The following is a 17,575-nucleotide window of genomic DNA, read 5'->3' as shown; positions in this document are numbered from 1 at the left end:
CGATTCCCCGACAGGATGGCAGCCCATGGCGCTCGCTACTGTGCCCAACTCGACACCGACTGTGCCCAATTCGACATCACGATGCGAGTATCGGGTGTGGATCATCCCAAGGGGCGCGGTGGCTGGCGGCGTGCCTGGGTCGGTGTGATGCCGAAGCGGCGGCGAAAGGCGCGGGTGAAACTTGAATGCGAGGTGAAACCGCAGGCCAGGGCGATATCGGTGACGCCATGACGGGTATCGTGAAGTAGGCTGCGTGCATGCAGCAGGCGACGCTCACCGTGATAGGCGCGAGGCGTGCAGCCGAGCCCTTGCTGGAAGCGGCGCTCCAGCTGGCGCCATGAGAGTCCGAGCTCTTCGGCGAGTGCCTCGATGCTGAGCGGGGCCTCCAGGGTGTTCTCCATGCGCGTGATCGCACGCCTGAGCAACGGGTCGGCCAGGTCGGCCGTCTGCTGACTGATGCCGCGCTGGCGGCTGGCCGGCAGGCGCCCTTGATCGAGAATCAGCTGTTCGCGTACTGCCTGATAGAGCGTCTGACCATGCTGGCGCCGAATCAGCTCCAGGCTCATGTCCAGCGGGGCGCTGCCGCCGGCGCAGAAGAAGCCATCGTCACTGATTTCATACAGTGACTCCACTGCGTCCACCTCATCGAAGCGCTGGCTGAATTCCGGCAGGCTTTCCCAGTGCAGCGTCACCGTCTTGCCAGTGAGCAGGCCTGCGCGCGCCAGTACGAAACAGCCGGTGTCCACGCCCCCGAGCTGGCAGCCGCTCTGGGAGCGCTCCTGCAGCCAGTGCAAGGTGCGGTCTTCCAGATAGGCTTCCGGGGCAAAGCTAGTGCACACCACCAGCTTGTCCACTGAGGCGAGCTCATCACGTCCAGTATCCACCGGCAGCACCATGCCATTGGAGGCCTTGACCGGCGCGCCATCCTGGCTTGCGAGTGTCCACTGATACAGGCGTGTTCCACGTAGTCGATTGGCGATGCGCAGCGGCTCGATCATCGAGAATAGTGCGACCATCGCGAAGCCCGGCAGCAGGAAGATGCCGAGTTGATGGCGGTCAGCAGGGGCAGGCGAGGCAAGGGTGGCGGTCAAGGGCGCAATGCTGGTGGGCTGGTCAGACAACACGCCGTCTTCCGGGAGGCCGAAGGCATAGGATGTGTCGGGCGGCGTAGCGCTGGAATCGTGTGAAGGCATGAGGGTAGGCAACAACGGTGTCGGGTGGCTCGGCAGAAGGGGACGGGCCTGACCTTAGCGTGTTCGCTACCTGAGGGCGAGGGCTTCGGTGAGAATGCTCCGCCCTGCTTAGCGCTCTTGATCAGGGCAGGCAGGACGGGCGACGCAATGCACCATTGGGTGAGTTACAGCATCTTGAGACAGTTGCGTCCCGCTTCCTTGGCCGCGTACATGGCTTCATCGGCACGTGCGATCAACTGCTCACGCGTGGCACTGCCATCGGGTTCCAGGTAGGTCATCCCGATGCTCAATGACAGGGGTAGACGTTGGCCTTCGTACTCCACGACACTATCCTTCATGCGTTGTCGCAGCAGGTTGATCCGCGTGGCCGAGTCACTGAGCAGCGAGTCAGGCAGAATCGCCAGGAATTCCTCGCCACCCCATCTGGCGAGGGTGTCGCCGGGCAGCAGAATCTGCTCGGCGAGGACACTCAAGTGCTGCAAGGCAAGATCACCGGCGTCATGGCCATGATTGTCGTTGATCTTCTTGAAATGGTCGAAATCCAGCAGCGCCACGCACAAGGGGTGGTCAACCTCGGCGGTGGCCAGTGCCGCGATGCTGTCATCCAGTACCTGTTGGGCATGACGGCGATTGTAGAGGCCGGTCAGTGGATCGGTGATCGCGATCTTCTCAAGGGCCTGATGCGCTTCCTTCAGGGCATTGATGTCATTGGCACGCGCGACTTCGTGGCCGGCCCATAACGCGATGAGACGCACTAGCTCGATGTCCTGAGCGGTGAAGGGCGGTACCGGATCAGGGCTTGAGAAGTTGAAGGTGCCGTAGCGCTCACCATCCACGATCACCGGCGCCCCGATGTAGGCTTCCAGGTTGAAGTTGGAATAGCAGGGGTGGTTGCGAATCTCGCTGCTGGCCACATGATGGAAGGCTTGGACGCAGTCGGCCTTGTAGACGTGATCGCAATAAGTATCGCTGAGCGAGAAGCTCAGTCCCGGTTCCAGCAGGTCTTCCGGGTGACAGGCACGTTGGACGATATAATCTTCACCCTCGATATGACTGAAAATACCGATCGGCAGGCCGAAGTGTGCACAGCCTAGTTTCAATAGTTCGTCGATGCGCTCATTGAAGTTGAGATTACGAGATGAAGTGATGGCGTGCAGGCTGTGCAGGGTATGCTCCGCCGTTACACGGCGTGAGACATCGCGGATCAGCCCGAACATGAAGATGTTATCGCTCGACGGGTCCTTGATGGGGCCGCCAAGCGTTTCCCCGTAGAAGTAGGAGCCATCCTGGCGTCGGTACCGGATGACTCGACCTTCCTTGGCGGGCTGGGTATCGGCACGAAAGCGTCTTTGGCCCTGATGCTCGAATTCATCGCTGGAGGCATATAATACGCGTGTCTGCTTGCCGATCAGCGCTTCACGGGGATAGCCAAACGCCTTCACTGCGCTGTCATTCATGTAAGTGACGTGGCGGTGCTCATCCGCAAGCAAGATGATATCGTCAATCTGGCCTAACATCTGGCTCAGCAGGGTCTGTATCATCTCAAAGCGTTGCATGACGTAAGCTCCTTGGGTCGTGTCTATCTCTTGGAGGGGCATTCCTTGCCACAGACGTCGATTCTGTCACTGGAGAGGCATGGACGCCTAGGCTTCACGACGGCTGTCCTTCGATACAAAATTCATCTTAACGCACTAGAATGCAATCGAGCCTCGACCTCATTCTGTTCGGCATTCGTATATTCAACGTAAAGGTAATGCAGTGCCAGAGGCCGTATCCGAAGATTCCCGCAACGCTCGCGTTTCTCAGGTTGAGCGCAAGACCGTCCTCGCTCTGCCGACCCCGGATGTAACAGAACTTCATGGCTTCGTGCTGACACGCCATTGGCGAGACACGCCCGAGGGAGTGGTGGTCAGTTTCTGGATTCGTACGGACGAAGGCGCCGTACGTGTCGAATGTGCGCCCCAGGAAGTTGTTGCTTTTCTGCCCGCCGAACAACAGGTGCTGGCTCAGACACTGGTGAGCTTTGAGGCTGGCGTCGAGCTGCGTCCGCTGGCACTGGAAGACTTCCACCATCGCCCGGTGGTGGGGCTCTACTGTCGTGAATATCGCACCCTGGGCCAGCTGGCGCGGCGTTTGAAGGCGATTGGCGTCGACGTCTATGAAGCGGATGTTCGTCCGACGGACCGCTACCTGATGGAGCGTTTCATCACGGCAGGCGTCACGGCACGCGGCGAGCGCCAGCATGATGGCGGCATGAAGAATGCGCGCCTGACACCGCTTGCGGGCTATCGGCCACCGCTGCGCTGGGCATCGCTGGATATCGAGACCGATGCGCGGGGCAATCTGTATTCCATCGCACTCGAGGGCTGCGGACAGCGTCAGGTCTATATGCTGGGGCCCCCCAATGGTGAGGAGAATGCCAGCCGCGATTTCCCGCTGGAGTACCGCGGTAGCCGGCGTGAGTTGCTGCAATGCCTGCTGGACTGGGTCGCAAGGCATAATCCTGATGTCATCATCGGCTGGAATGTCATCCAGTTCGATTTGCGTATGCTGGTGCGGCTGTCAGAGGCCGAAGGCCTGCCACTGCGACTGGGGCGTGACGCCAGCGTGATGCAGTGGCGCTCTCATTCTCGCCAGGCCGAGCACTTCTTTGCCGAGATCGCTGGGCGCTGGGTGGTGGACGGCATCGAGGCGCTCAAGTCGGCCTTCTGGCATTTCGAGTCGTTCAGTCTCGAGAATGTCTCGCGTGAGCTGTTGCAGGAAGGCAAGGCCATCGATGACCCCTACGGCCGGCTGGACGAGATTCTGCGCATGTTCGCCGAGGACAAGCCTTCCCTGGCGCGCTACAACCTCAAGGATTGCGAGCTGGTCACGCGCATCTTCGCGAAGACGCGACTGATGGAGTTTCTGCTCGCGCGGGCTGCTGCCACGGGGCTAGAGGCGGATCGTAGCGGTGGTTCGGTGGCAGCCTTCACGCATCTGTATCTGCCGAGGTTGCACCGGCTGGGCAAGGTCGCGCCCAATCTGGGAGACGTGGTGGGGGAGGACAGCCCCGGTGGCTTCGTGATGGATTCCCAGCCCGGGCTTTATGACTCGGTGCTGGTGCTGGATTTCAAGAGTCTGTATCCCTCCATCATCCGCACTTTCCTGATCGACCCGCTGGGCCTGATCGAAGGGCTGCGTGGGTCGGAGAACGGCTCGGATGATGCCTCAGAGGCCGGTGTGCCCGGTTTTCTCGGCGCGCGGTTCTCGCGTGACCGACACTGCCTGCCGGGCATCGTCGCCGAGATCTGGCAAGCACGTGACGCCGCCCGCGCGGCGGGGGATGCCCCGCTGACCCAGGCGCTTAAGATCATCATGAATGCCTTCTACGGCGTGCTGGGGTCACGCGGCTGTCGTTTCTTCGATCCACGGCTGGCGTCCTCGATCACGCGGCGTGGCCATCAGATCATCCAGCAGACGGTGGAATTGATCGAGGCGCGTGGCTACCGCGTCATCTACGGCGATACCGACTCCACCTTCGTGTGGCTGGGCGCTGCGCATGAGGAAGCCGAGGCCAGCCGGATCGGCCGTGAGCTGGCGGCCCATGTCACCGACTGGTGGCGACGGCATCTCCAGGACAGTCTCGATCTCGACAGCGCGTTGGAGCTGCAGTTCGAGACCCACTATCAGCGCTTCGTGATGCCGACCATTCGCGGGGCCGAGGAGGGCAGCAAGAAACGCTACGCCGGGCTGCAACAGACAGGCAGCAGCGGCCAGACGGAACTGGTGTTCAAGGGGTTGGAGTCGGTGCGCTCCGACTGGACGCCGCTGGCCAAGACCTTCCAGCAGGGACTCTATCGTCGCATCTTCGAAGGCAGCCCCTATCAGGAGTATCTGAAAGGCTACGTGCAGGATTACCTGCAACGCCATGCCCATGGTGCGGCGGACATCTCGGATGTCGAGGCCTTGATCTACCGCAAGCGACTGCGGCGCAAGCTCGACGATTATCAGCGCAACGTGCCACCCCATGTCCGTGCGGCGCGTCTGGCGGATGACGAGAACCGCCGGCGGGGCCTGCCGTTACGCTATCAGCGCGGCGGCTGGATTCGCTATGTGATGACCACCTCCGGCCCGGAACCCGTCGAGTACCTGCGCTCGCCCATTGATGTCCAGCACTACCTGAGTCGCCAGCTCAAGCCCGTCGCCGATGGCATCCTGCCGTTCGTGGACGATGATTTCGATCGCCTGCTGGATCGTCAGATGACGCTGTGGTGATTCGCCCGCTCGGCGTCTCAGCTCCCGTCACCACAGCGCCTCCACTCGGTTATCAAAGCGCCAGAGGCCTGGCTACATCAGCGCCAGGTGATTGTCCCAGTGGGTATTCGCCATCCGCACCGGGCCAAGCGCCGGCAGCCCCTCCTCATCGATCAGCAGCCACTCGCCACGTCCATTGCTGACCACGAAGCCTGCCGGCGTCCGCTGCGTGGCCGGCACCGCCAGCACACCAGCGCAGTCGGCGAAGTCCAGAGTCGTGTCCAGCTCTCCCGTCGCGAGATTCCAGAGCGTGATCAGATTGCCGCGTGGGGCGGTCGCCACGGCCTGTCGCCCATCGGGGGAGACGGCGATGCTGGCGATGTACTGCTTGAACTGCGCGACGTAGTCCCGCGGCAACGGCAGTTCCTGCAAGCGGTCACTGCCGGGATGCTTTATCACCACCAGCGGGCGGTGGTCCGCCGCGGGGCCCTGGTACTGATAGCCCGCGACGATGACGCCCTCGCGGCTGACGTCCAGGTGGCGCAATGACAGCTGGTGATGGGAGGGCTCGCCTTGCCAGCGAATCTCGCCCGAGACACGGTCGAGCAAGGTCAGATTCGACTGCATGCTGTCCAGGTTGAGCTTGACCCGACCGGTGTCAGGCCGCGTCAGAATCCCGCCATTGGCGATGATCAGCTGCTGACCATCCGGATGCAGGCGAATTTCATGCGGGCCGATCCCGCCACTGGCGAACTCGCCGATCCGCGCGAAGTCGCGATTCACGTCGTAGATGCCGATGCGTCCTTCTCCGGGCGCGATGGCATTCTCGGTGGTGTAGAGCAGACCGCCATCCGGGCTGAATACGCCATGCCCATAGAAGTGGCGGTCCGGCGCGGCCTCGATGCGTGCGATCCGCTCGCCACTGTCGAGGTCGAAGACATTGATTTCCGTCCCCGGACGCCGTGAGAAGATCAGCGCCCACGGCTTGTGAGGATGTCGGGTGGCACCGTGGGCGCGCTGGCGTATCGGCTGGCGCCAGCGCTCCACTCCTTGATAACTGGTGCAGCTGGCAAAGTGCTGCCCCGTGTCATCATCACATGCCGAGATGGCCACCCCGAGTGGCTCGCGCCCCTGGGCACTGGCGGCGTTATTGCCGCCCGCCACGGCCATGCCGCCGGGCATGCCCATCAGGGGCGTGCAGGCCAACGCCTTGAGCAGCCGACGTCGCTGACGGGCGTCGGCTGCGTGTGTGTCAGTCATGCCGTGAGGCATCTCGCCTGGCCCCTTGTCAGTTGTCATTCGCCGCTCTCAATTCCTCAGTCGCCATTTGCTACTCACAATTCCCTCGTCCTGGTCAGTCGCCATCGGTGCTGTTGAAGCCCAGTGACAGCCCCAGTGCCGGGTTGAGCGTGTCGGCAAAGCCGGCCTGCAGGGTCTCGACATGGATCATGGCCTGCTGCAGCTCACCATTGCGCGGGTCATCGCGCAGTATGCCGGCGAGGTCATCCGGCAGGGCGGCGAAGGCCTGGCGCGCATCGACGAAATCGCTGGTGGTGGAGGCCACCATGCGCGGGTCGACCTGGCCATTCAGATAGCCTTGAATGCCTGCGACCTCGTCATTGCCAAGCCAGAGGCGTTCCATCATCGCGAGAGTCGCCGCGATGTTGGCAAGCCCCATGCCGCCGCGCCAGGACTCAGCCGCATAGGGGTTGGCCGTGCCGCCGTTGTCGAGGCCGATCGGCCGGCGCAGTTTGCGGTCCTTGATGGCTTCCAGCTGCACGGTCAGCGCGCGAACCAGAGACAGCACGGCGTCACGCGAATCGCTGAAGGCGCCAGTGCCTTCGGCCAGTTGCGGCGCGAACTGCTGCCACTCATCACGCAGCGTCTTGCCGGTATTGGCGGCGTAGGCGGTGTTGGCCGTCATCAACTCGCAGCGGCGCGAGTCGGCCGTCAGGGGCGAGTCGGCATAGCGGGCATCGAACAGCTGATACTCCACGCTGCCCAGTCCCTGCATGACGATGGATTGCTCCGCCAGACTCTCGACCGTGATCGGAGCATCACCGGCGAGCAGGGCGCGGGTCTTGCGCGCGACCAGGTCCTTCTTGTCCGGCCAGAAATACAGCTGCCATTGACGCGAGTTCTGCAGGATCGGGCCCATTTCCACCCAGTTGACCTGATTCAGCCCCAGCATGGCGCTGCGCCAGTCCTGCTTGAGGGTCTCGAGGGTCACGTCGCCCTCGGCGGAGCAGAACGCCTGAGTATGCTGCGCGAGCTGTTGCAGGCGGCTGGCAAGTTGCTGGTGCGCCTCGCTCAGCGTGTCAGCGGCAAACTGGCTGACGGCCGCTGCGCTGTTGGTGTCTGTGGCGGCGTCTGTGTTGGCAGCAGAAGAGTCCGTCGCCGCCAGTGTGCTTGTCGAGAACAGCGCGGCGCCCAGCAGTGTCATGCCACAGGCCATCAGGGCCAGGGGCGAGGTCTTGCGCTGGGCAGGTTTCATCGGGGTTGCAGCTGGGGTGAAGGTGTCGCGGGGCATGAACGGGTATTCCTTGTCAGAGAGTCTCGAGGAAGCGCAACAGGGCTTCACGCTGGTCAGTCGGCAGGGCCACGACGGCATCGCGGCTGGGCTGGGCTTCGCCGCCATGCCAGAGCACGGCCTCGAGCAGGGTGCGTGCACGGCCATCATGCAAGAAGCCCGTGGCAGGGTTGACCGTCTGGGCCAGGCCGATGCCCCACAGGGGCGGCGTGCGCCATTCCTGGCCGCTGGCCTCGAATTCGCGGCGATCATCTGCCAGTCCTTCGCCCATGTCATGCAGCAGCATGTCGCTGTAGGGCCAGATCGTCTGCTCGGCCAGTTGTTCCGCCACGCCGCCGGACTGAGTGGTCAGACGTGGGCGGTGGCAGCTGGCGCATTCAAGCTCGCGGAACAGTCGCTCGCCTTGGCGCACTGTCGGGTCATCGATATCACGCCGGGTGGGCACGGCCAGATTGCGCGAGTAGAAGGCCACGTTGTCCATCACGTTGTCGTCGACCTCGATCTCCCCCCCATCGGGCAATGTCTCGCACTTCTGAAGCGGGGTGCAGTCGGTGGAGCTGACCAGATTGGAAGTCAGCCCCATGTCACCGGCGAAGGCCTTGGCGCTTTGCTGTCGCACATCGGGCTGGCCGGCCTTCCAGCCGAAACGCCCCATGACCTCGCGTTGCTCGGCGAGTGACCACACTGTATTGGCTCGCCCGCTGATGCCGTCGCCATCCGCATCCTGTGGGTCGGCCCACTCGAGCAAGGTCTCGTCGCTGACCGCCTCGAGCAGCCCCAGCCCCACCATGCCGGGGGCGAGACGCGGGGAGAGCGCGATGGCGCCCGGGTCACCGAAGCCGGGTTCGACGATGGAATAGCGCGGCTTGCGCAACGCGATCACTTCCCCGTCCGCCAGGGTCACCGTCACTTGCTCGTAATCCACCTGCATGCGGCCTTCGCGCTCGATGCCGGGCACGGCGGCATTCTGCAGCTGGGTGCCATAGACAGGATGTGGCATCACCCCGGCGATACGCCGGAATTCACGCTCCTCATCGTTCCAGTTGTCCTCGTGACTGTCCGGCAGGCCCAGGCGCAGGAAAAGGCCCACCGAGGGATCGCCCTCGACCGGCAGGCTGCCGCGGCCATCCTTGACGTGGCAGTTCTGGCAGGCGTTGGTGTTGAACAGCGGGCCGAGGCCATCGCGCGCGGTGGTGCTGGCGGGCGCGATCACCCAGGGGCTCTTGAAGAAGCTGTTGCCGACACTGAAGGACAGACGCTGATCGAAGCTCAGGTTCTTGGCCGGCAGTGAATAGGCATTGGTATCGTGCTTGGGCACGCTGCCGTCGCCACCGCTTCTGTCGGTGTCCTGCAATGGCAGGGAAGACAGATAGCTCATCACTGTCATCGCGGAATCTGCCGTGGGCTTGGGATGATCGGCCGATGCCGACTGAGCAGGCAGACACGCCAGGGCGATGGCAAGTGGCAGGGAGCGGGTCAGGTAGGGACGCAGCATCATGTCGTGGTGCAATATTGGCATACAGGGTTTTCCCGGCTTGCGCGGTCAGGCTGCTCGAAGAGTCGCCTCTCAGGACTCTATCGGCAGACGCGCATGAAAAGCTGGCGCAAGAACCATCAACGCCCGAACCTGTCGTGAGAGAGGTTCGGGCGAGGATATCAGCGCGACGCGAGGCAGCTTGGGGTCTTCAGCCAACTCACGCTTGGCAATGTAGAGCAGTTGATCAGAATTCGTGATCTGCCGTGTCGGCTTCCAGGCCATCGATACCGACGGTGCCGGCAATTTCTTCGATCAGACGGGTCTGGGCGACCAGATCCTGAATGCTGGCATTGATGATCTCGGCGCCTTCGGCATTGCCCGGGGCGATCATCTGGTCAAACTTCATGCCGCCGTCGGCTTCTGCCGTGTCGACCATCACCTGCAGCTGGCCCATGGTGGTGTCCAGTGCCTCGTGCATCTTCTCGGCCAGTTCCGGGTCATTCTGGGCGACGAGTGTATGCAGTGACGGGCCTTCGAAGGTGCGGCCGTCCAGGGTCACGTACTTGCCTTCGTAGACGTTCTGGATGCCCTTGGCATTGTAGAAGTGCGAGTAGTGGGTGTTGTCGGAGAAGCAGTCGTGCTCGTCTTCATAGGAGTTGGCTTCCAGCGCGACCTTCATGCGCTCACCGGCCAGCTCACCCAGTGACAGGGAGCCCATGCCGAACAACATCTTCTCGAGGCCTTCACCGGCCGGCAGTGAGGTCAGTTCCGCGCGGTAGTTGTCCTTCTCGCCCTGTGCCCACTGGCCGACCATGTATTCCAGGTCGCTGATCAGCAGGTCGTTGGCGGCCAGCAGGTAAGCCCCACGACGGTCACAGTTGTTGGCGGTACAGGCATCGCCCTTGGCGAAGTCGGTCGCCGGGCGCTCGCCGGCACCGGCCTCAAAGCCGTGCATGTCCTGACCCCAGAGCAGGAATTCGATGGCATGGTAGCCGCTGGCCACGTTGGCCTCGAAACCGCCCAGCTCGTTGAGGGACGCCAGCAGCTCCGGGGTGATCTCGGTGGTGTCGATCTTGTCGGCACCGATCTGCACGCTGTCGCTGGCGATGATGTTGGCGCTGGCACCCGGGTTGCCCAGCTCTGCCTGATAGCCGTCGCCTTCGACGTAATCGATCAGCCCTTCATCCAGCGGCCAGGCGTTGAGCTGACCTTCCCAGTCATCGACGATGGCATTGCCGAAGCGGAACACTTCACTCTGCTGATACGCCACGCGCGCCTGCTTCCAGGCGGCACGTGCCGCGGCCAGCGTCTCTTCGGACGGCGACTCGATCAGCGCGGCATTGGCGGCGCGCAGGGCATTGGCACTGGCCAGGGCATCGCTGTAGGTGGCATGCGCGACGTTGGCGTACTGGGCGACGACAGCGTCGGCCGTCAGCGCCTTGTCATGCGCGTCGCCATGATGCTCTGCCAGAGCGGCACCGGTGAACATGGAGGCTGACAATGCGATGGCAGCTGCCAGCGGCTTGCGTGAGGCAAAACGGAAAGAGGCAGTCATGTGGATCCCTTGATCGGTCTGTTGTTATGCAGTGCGCGCAGAACGGCAGTGCGTGGGGCCGCTCGAGAGAGGACGGGAAGTCATTACACGATCTCTCGATGGTCGGCCCGCATCTCACTGGATCATATTGAGAACCTTTATTATTTGCAATCGACAAAACGTGCGTCTTGCAACGCAGGGGTGCATTGACTGCAATGCGCCAACGCCCTGCTCATCATCTGTGGCTGCCCGAGCAGGGCGATCGGCATGCTATGTCAGAGCAGGGCGGGCCAGGTCAGCCAGGCAATAGGCTCTGGTCAGGCCATGGCAGAGCGTATCAGGCCAGACCCGCGGCCTGTATCAGGGCGCGCGTATAGTCCTCGCGGGGATTGCCGAGCACTTCTGCCGTCGTGCCCGTCTCCACCAGGCGTCCTTCACGCAACACCATCACCCGATGGGACAGCGCGCGTACCACCGCCAGGTCATGACTGATGAACAGATAGCTCAGGCCTCGGCGTGTCTGAAGTTCACGCAGCAGGGCAATCAGCTGTTTCTGCACGCTGCGATCCAGTGCCGAGGTGGGCTCATCGAGCACCAGCAGTCTGGGCTCGAGGATCAGGGCGCGTGCCAGGGCAATACGCTGACGTTGGCCGCCGGAGAACTCGTGGGGATAACGATCGGCACACGCCGAGGGCAGTTCGACTTCCTCCAGCACCTGCGCCACACGCAGGCGAACCTCGTCTTCGCTGAGCGTTGGATGATGAAAGCGCAGCCCTTCACTGATGATGTCCGCCACCGGCATGCGTGGCGACAGCGAGCCGTATGGATCTTGGAAGACGATCTGCATCTGGCGGCGACGCAGGCGCAGCGTATTGCGATCCAGCGTATCGATGCGTTCGTTCTCGAGGTGGATCTCGCCCTTGGCGGCCTGCAGCTTCAAGAGCGCCAGGGCGAGTGTCGTCTTGCCGGACCCCGATTCCCCGACCACGCCGAGCGTCTCGCCGCGCGCCAGCGTCAGATCCAGCGGATGAACGGCGACGAAGTCCGCGGGGCGCTTCTGGAACAGCTTCTTGCTGCGCGCGAAGTGCACCTCCAGCTTGCGCGCGGCGAGAACCGGTGTCGCGGCGTCCTCGGCACTCAAGTCGCTGGCGAGGCCTTCGGGTTCGGCGGCCAGCAGCTCGCGGGTGTAATCGGCCTGCGGCGCATCGAATACCTCGTCGACGCGCCCTTGCTCGATGCATTCCCCGTCGCGCATCACGATCACGCGGTCGGCGTGACGGCGCACCAGATTGAGGTCATGGCTGATCAGGACCATCGCCATGCCCTGGTCGCGACGCAGGCGATCCAGCAGCTGGAGTATCTCCTGCTGCACGGTGACATCCAGCGCCGTGGTCGGCTCATCGGCGATCAACAGCGGTGGCTGATTGGCCATCGCCATGGCGATCATCACGCGCTGGCGTTGCCCGCCGGAGAGCTGGTGCGGCCAGGCATCGATCAATTCCTCGGGACGCGGCAGCTGCACCTGGCAGAGCAGTTCCAGCACGCGCTGGCGGGCAGCATTGCCGCGCAGCCCCTGCTGGAGGCGCAGGCTTTCACTGATCTGTTCGCCGACACGCGTCAGCGGATTGAGCGAGGTCATCGGCTCCTGGAACACGAAACCGATCTGCCCGCCGCGCACCCGCTGCCACTGGCGTGGCGTCAGGGCAGCGAGATCCAGCGTCTTGCCGTCCGGCCGCGTGAATTCACGCTGCCCGCTGACATGCGCATGCCCCGGCAGCAGGCCAAGACTCGCCAACAGGCTGACGGACTTGCCCGACCCGGACTCGCCGACGATGGCCAGGCATTCTCCCCGTCGGACCTCAAGGGAGAAATGCCTGACGACGGGTGTCTGGCCGAAGCGGATGCAGAGATCGTCGAGTCTCAGCACGCTGGCAGCGGCGCCGGTGTTGTCCGCAGGTGAAGAGGGATGACTCATGCGTTCTGCTCCCGGGCACTGATATGACGTGGGTCGAAGGCATCGCGCAGCCCTTCGCCGATGAAGACCAACAGCGTCAGCATGATGCCGAGGCTCAGGAAGGCGGTCATGCCCAGCCACGGTGCCTGCAGGTTGTTCTTGCCCTGAGCGACCAGCTCGCCCAGCGAGGGGGAGCCGGCCGGCAGGCCGAAGCCGAGGAAATCCAGCGCGGTCAGGGTGGTGATGGCGCCGGTGAACAGGAAGGGGATGAAGGTCAGGGTGGCGACCATCGCGTTGGGCAGCACATGACGCCACATGATCAGCCGCGACGGCAGACCCATGGCCCGAGCGGCGCGCACGTATTCCAGATTGCGCGCGCGCAGGAATTCGGCGCGCACGATATCGACGATGCCCAGCCACGAGAACAGCAACATGATGCCGGTCAGCCACCACAGGTTCGGCTCGACGATGCTGGCGAGAATGATCAGCAGGAACAGCACCGGCAGGCCGGACCACACCTCGATCAAGCGCTGGCCGATCAGATCGACCTTGCCGCCGAAGTAGCCCTGCACGCCACCGATCACCACCCCCAGCACCAGCGAGCCCGCCGTCAGTACCAGCGCGAAGATCACCGACAGCCGGAAGCCATAGATGACGCGCGCCAGTACGTCACGGCCCTGGTCATCGGTGCCCAGCCAATGCCGGCCATTGGGAGCCGACGGCGCCGGAGAGCCCAGATTCAGATCCAGGGTGTCGTAGGAGTAGGGAATCAAGGTGTTGAGCATGAAGCCCTGCGCCTCTATGGCCTCGATCACATAGGGGTCGCGATAGTCGGTGGCGGTGGGCAGGAAGCCGCCGAAGGTGGTCTCCGGATACTCGTGCAGCATCGGCAGGTAGGTCTCGCCCTGATACTCGACCAGCAGCGGGCGGTCATTGGCGATCAGCTCGGCCCCCAGCGAGAGCACGAACAGCACGCCGAAGATCAGCAGCGACCACCAGGCGCGACGGTTGTCACGAAAGGCCGCCATGCGCCGTCGGGTGATGGGCGACAGGCGTGAGGTGCGCGGGCGTTGCTTCGCTTGCTGGCTTTCGTCGCTCACGTCATGAGCGGGTGTCTCGTGACGCTTTGTTTCATGAACCGACGTTTCGTGAAGCGTTGTCTCTTGGCGCATGTCAGGCCTCCCGTGTCGCGAAGTCGATGCGCGGGTCGATCCACACATACATCAGATCAGAGACCAGCTTCAGGATCAGACCGATCAGGGTATAGAGATACAGGGTGCCGAAGATCAGCGGGTAATCGCGCTGCAGGACAGCCTCGAAGCCGAGCAGTCCCAGGCCGTCGAGGGAGAAGATCACCTCGATCAGCAGCGAGCCGGTGAAGAAGATGCCGACCAGCGCCGCGGGCAGCCCGGCGATGATGATCAGCATGGCGTTGCGGAAGACGTGCCCGTAGAGGATGCGGTTCTCGCTGGCTCCCTTGGCGCGTGCCGTCAGGACGTACTGCTTGTGGATTTCATCTAGGAAGCTGTTCTTGGTCAGCATCGTCAGGGTCGCGAAGCTGCCGATGGCGGAGGCCAGCACGGGCAGGGCGATGTGATGGAAGTAATCCAGAATCTTGCCGGCGGTGGACAGCTCCTCGAAGTCCGGCGAGGTCAGCCCCCTGAGCGGGAACCAGTCGAGATAGCTGCCGCCGGCGAATACCACGATCAACAGGATCGCGAACAGGAAGCCCGGAATGGCGTAGCCGACGATGACGACGCCGGAGGTCCAGATATCGAAGCGCGAGCCATGCACCAGTGCCTTGCGGATACCCAGCGGGATCGAGACCAGATAGACCAGCAGCGTGGTCCATAGCCCCAGCGAGATGGAGACCGGCAGGCGCTCCAGCATCAGGTCGATCACCGGGCGATCACGGAAGAAGCTGTCGCCGAAATCGAACTGCGCGTAATCGACGACCATGTCGGTGAAGCGCTCCCAGACCGGCTTGTCGAAGCCGAACTGCTGCTCCAGCTCCTCGATCAAGGCCGGGTCGACCCCTGAGGCGCCGCGATAGGTCGAGGAGCCACCGCCACCGCTGGTGACACCATCACCGCCGCCACTGTTGAGACGGGTGCTGGCACCGGCACTCATGCCGTCCAGACGTGACATCAGTTGTTCGATCGGGCCACCGGGGGCGGCCTGAACGATCAGAAAATTCAGCAACAGGATTCCGAGCAGCGTCGGAATCATCAAAAGAATCCGGCGCAGAATATAGGCACCCAATGGCAATCTCCCTGCGTGCCCCTCATCGCCGGCATCTGATGTGCGGTGCAAGGGGCATCGGTTATTGGTGTCGTGGACGCATCAGCAAGGCGTCAGTCCCGCCAGGCGTCTATGCCTGGCATATGCGCCGAGCGTGTTCTTCAGGCTTGTTGACCCGGCTTATTCACCTGGCTCCAGCGAGGCATCCTTGTCGGGCTCGATCCACCAGCTGTCCAGGCTCAGCTGGTATTCCGGGAAGGGCTGCGGATAGCCGAACTTGTTCCAGAGCGCGATGCGCGTCGCCGCCAGGTGCCACTGGGGCACGACATGGAAGCCCCAGCGCAGTACGCGGTCGAGAGCCCGTGTCGCGCTGAGCAGGTCTTCGCGGGTCTGCGCCTGAATCAGGGCATCGGTGAGCGTGTCCACCACCGGGCTTTTCAGCCCGATCAGATTGCGTGAGCCGGCCACGTCGGCATAGTCGCTGGTCCAGTATTCACGCTGCTCGCTGCCGGGGCTGTTGGACTGCGGATAACTGCCGACCACCACGTCGAAGTCGAAGCTGCGACGGCGGTTGATGTACTGATTGACGTCGACGGTGCGAATCCGTGCCTTGATGCCGATGCGCGCCAGATTGCGAATCCACGGCTGGATGATGCGCTCGAACTGGGTGTCGTAGTTGAGCACCTCAAGCGTCAGCGGCTTGCCGCTGCTGCGGCTGACCAGCTGGCCCTTGACCACTTCATAACCCGCTTCGCGCAGCAGCCCCAACGCCTTGCGCAGGCGAGGGCGCAATTCCTGTGGCTCATCGATCGGCAGGGGCTTGTCGAAGACCGCGCTGGGCAGCTCATCCTTGAAGGGCTCAAGCAGCGCGAGTTCCTTGCCGGTGGGCATGCCATCCGCGGCCATGTCCGAATTCTCGAAATAGCTGTGGGTCTGCTGGTAGGCGCCGTAGAAGAGGTTGCGGTTGATCCAGTCGAAGTCGAAGACCAGCGCCAGTGCCTCACGGACTCTCGGGTCCTGGAAGCGCTCGCGGCGCTCGTTGAGCACGAAGCCCTGCATGCCCGCCGGGTTGCTGTCCGGGACTTCCAGCTTCTTCAGTCGCCCCTTGTGCAGCGCGGGAGTGTCGTAGGCGGTCGCCCAGTTCTTGGCGCTGCTTTCGACATGCAGATCGATGCTGCCGGCCTTGAAGGCTTCCAGCGACACGGTCTGGTCCCGGTAGTAGTCGTAGACCAGCGTCTGGATGTTGTGGCGGCCCTTGTTGACCGGCAGGTCCTTGCCCCAGTAGTCGTCGACACGCTCATAGCGAACCTGGCGGCCGGCATCCAGAGACGCCATGCGATAGGGGCCGGAACCCAGCGGGAGTTCCAGGGTGGCGCGCGTGAAGTCGCGGCTCTTCCAGTAGTGCTCCGGCAACACCGGCAGCTGGCCGATGATCAGCGGCAATTCGCGCGCCGCGTCTGGCGCCATCTCGAAGCGCACGGTGTCGGCATCGATCACGCTGACGCCGGTGACATCGTGGTAATAGCTCTTGAAGAACGGCAGGCCTTCATCCTTGAGCAGGCGATAGGTGAAGACGACATCTTCGGCAGTCACCGCCACGCCATCGTGAAAGCGCGCCCGATGATCGATATCGAATTCGATGGCGCTGCGGTCCTCGGCCAGGCGGACGCCGCTGGCCAGCAATCCGTATTCGGTGAAGGGTTCATCGGCGGAGGGGATCATCAGGGTGTCGTAGATCAGTCCGCCGAAGTAGTTGAGTCCCGCCACCGAATTGCCCTTGAGGATGAAGGGATTGGTGGAGTCGAAACTGCCGATGGCGGCGCGCGTCATGCGCCCGCCGACCGGCGCCTCTGGATTGACGTAAGGGAAGTGCGTGAAGCCGGGCTTGTGGGCGGGCTCGCCGTAGATGGCCAGGCCATGTACGGTCGGGACGTCCAGCGGCGTCTGCACGTTCGAGGTGGGGATACTGGTTGCCTGCGCGCTGGTTGCCTGCGTGCCTGACGCCGTCTCGGCGCTGGGGCGTGAATCGGCAGATTGCTCGCTATTCGCATTGGGCCCGGCTGCATTGGGCTCAGCCGCGTTGGCCGTGGCAGTGAACGAGCCGCTCACCATCAGCGCCCCCAGGCATAGCGCACGTAGCGCGGCCCAGCGACGGTGGGTGAGTGAAGAAACACGCTGCATCGAAGACTTCCTTGACTGAATGACCCGGGCCTCGCGGCCGTGATGAAATGACCGGCATCTGGGCAGCGGCTGGTTTGCGCCTGACTCGCCATCAACTCCGCTGGCTTGGGTGGCCTCAGCGGCTGACTGCAAAGCTGTCGACCGTGAGCTGAAGGAGAACTGCAGCAGGACTGCAGAAGCGGTACAGCAGGTGCGCGCCACGCGCCGGGCTGCGGCCGGCCTCCTTGCA

General features: G+C 63.2%; 11 protein-coding genes. 1 reads left to right on the top strand and 10 read right to left on the bottom strand.

The genetic code is table 11. The features are described 5' to 3' along the window. Positions 1 to 101: 101 nt before the first annotated feature. Both R2R70_RS07540 and R2R70_RS07535 read right to left on the bottom strand, forming a co-directional pair. Positions 102 to 1,193 (bottom strand): GlxA family transcriptional regulator, encoded by a 1,092-nt coding sequence (locus R2R70_RS07540; RefSeq protein WP_244994998.1) that lies wholly within the window; start codon positions 1,191 to 1,193, stop codon positions 102 to 104. 164 nt (positions 1,194 to 1,357) lie between these two features. Next, the gene (locus tag R2R70_RS07535; RefSeq protein ID WP_216060274.1) at positions 1,358 to 2,749 is read right to left on the bottom strand and encodes a diguanylate cyclase; all 1,392 of its coding nucleotides are present in this window, start codon (positions 2,747 to 2,749) and stop codon (positions 1,358 to 1,360) included. A gap of 202 nt (positions 2,750 to 2,951) precedes the next feature. Here R2R70_RS07535 and R2R70_RS07530 point away from each other — a divergent pair, with 202 nt between their 5' ends. Then, positions 2,952 to 5,450 (top strand): DNA polymerase II, encoded by a 2,499-nt coding sequence (locus R2R70_RS07530; protein WP_342357179.1) that lies wholly within the window; start codon positions 2,952 to 2,954, stop codon positions 5,448 to 5,450. A gap of 72 nt (positions 5,451 to 5,522) precedes the next feature. Here the strand turns inward: R2R70_RS07530 and R2R70_RS07525 are convergent, their stop codons facing one another. The 8 genes from R2R70_RS07525 to R2R70_RS07490 form a co-directional block, all read right to left on the bottom strand. After that, on the bottom strand, positions 5,523 to 6,689 hold the full coding sequence (locus tag R2R70_RS07525) for a DUF1513 domain-containing protein (RefSeq protein WP_216060273.1): 1,167 nt from the start codon (positions 6,687 to 6,689) through the stop codon (positions 5,523 to 5,525). Between the two features lie 94 nt (positions 6,690 to 6,783). After that, positions 6,784 to 7,959: an imelysin family protein gene (locus tag R2R70_RS07520; protein ID WP_216060272.1), complete on the bottom strand. Its 1,176-nt coding sequence runs from the start codon at positions 7,957 to 7,959 to the stop codon at positions 6,784 to 6,786. A 16-nt stretch (positions 7,960 to 7,975) separates the two neighbouring features. Continuing rightward, positions 7,976 to 9,478 carry a di-heme oxidoredictase family protein gene (locus tag R2R70_RS07515; RefSeq protein ID WP_410977722.1) on the bottom strand — a complete coding sequence of 501 codons (1,503 nt, stop codon included), beginning with the start codon at positions 9,476 to 9,478 and terminating at the stop codon, positions 7,976 to 7,978. 202 nt (positions 9,479 to 9,680) lie between these two features. Next, on the bottom strand, positions 9,681 to 10,991 hold the full coding sequence (locus tag R2R70_RS07510; protein WP_410977721.1) for an imelysin family protein: 1,311 nt from the start codon (positions 10,989 to 10,991) through the stop codon (positions 9,681 to 9,683). A 316-nt stretch (positions 10,992 to 11,307) separates the two neighbouring features. Beyond that, a complete protein-coding gene (locus tag R2R70_RS07505) occupies positions 11,308 to 12,945 on the bottom strand; it encodes an ABC transporter ATP-binding protein (RefSeq protein ID WP_107334891.1) in 1,638 nt (545 codons plus the stop codon). Next, positions 12,942 to 14,096 (bottom strand): ABC transporter permease, encoded by a 1,155-nt coding sequence (locus R2R70_RS07500; protein ID WP_107334890.1) that lies wholly within the window; start codon positions 14,094 to 14,096, stop codon positions 12,942 to 12,944. The genes R2R70_RS07505 and R2R70_RS07500 overlap by 4 nt, the downstream gene beginning before the upstream one ends. 1 nt (position 14,097) lies before the next feature. Beyond that, positions 14,098 to 15,186, bottom strand: a complete 1,089-nt coding sequence (locus R2R70_RS07495) for a microcin C ABC transporter permease YejB (RefSeq protein ID WP_107334889.1) — start codon at positions 15,184 to 15,186, stop codon at positions 14,098 to 14,100. Between the two features lie 159 nt (positions 15,187 to 15,345). Then, positions 15,346 to 17,346: an extracellular solute-binding protein gene (locus R2R70_RS07490; RefSeq protein ID WP_410977720.1), complete on the bottom strand. Its 2,001-nt coding sequence runs from the start codon at positions 17,344 to 17,346 to the stop codon at positions 15,346 to 15,348. Positions 17,347 to 17,575: the final 229 nt, after the last annotated feature.

Source organism: Cobetia sp. SIMBA_158, assembly GCF_046566945.1.
GTDB lineage: Bacteria > Pseudomonadota > Gammaproteobacteria > Pseudomonadales > Halomonadaceae > Cobetia > Cobetia amphilecti.
This window is presented reverse-complemented; position numbering and strand designations above follow the sequence as displayed.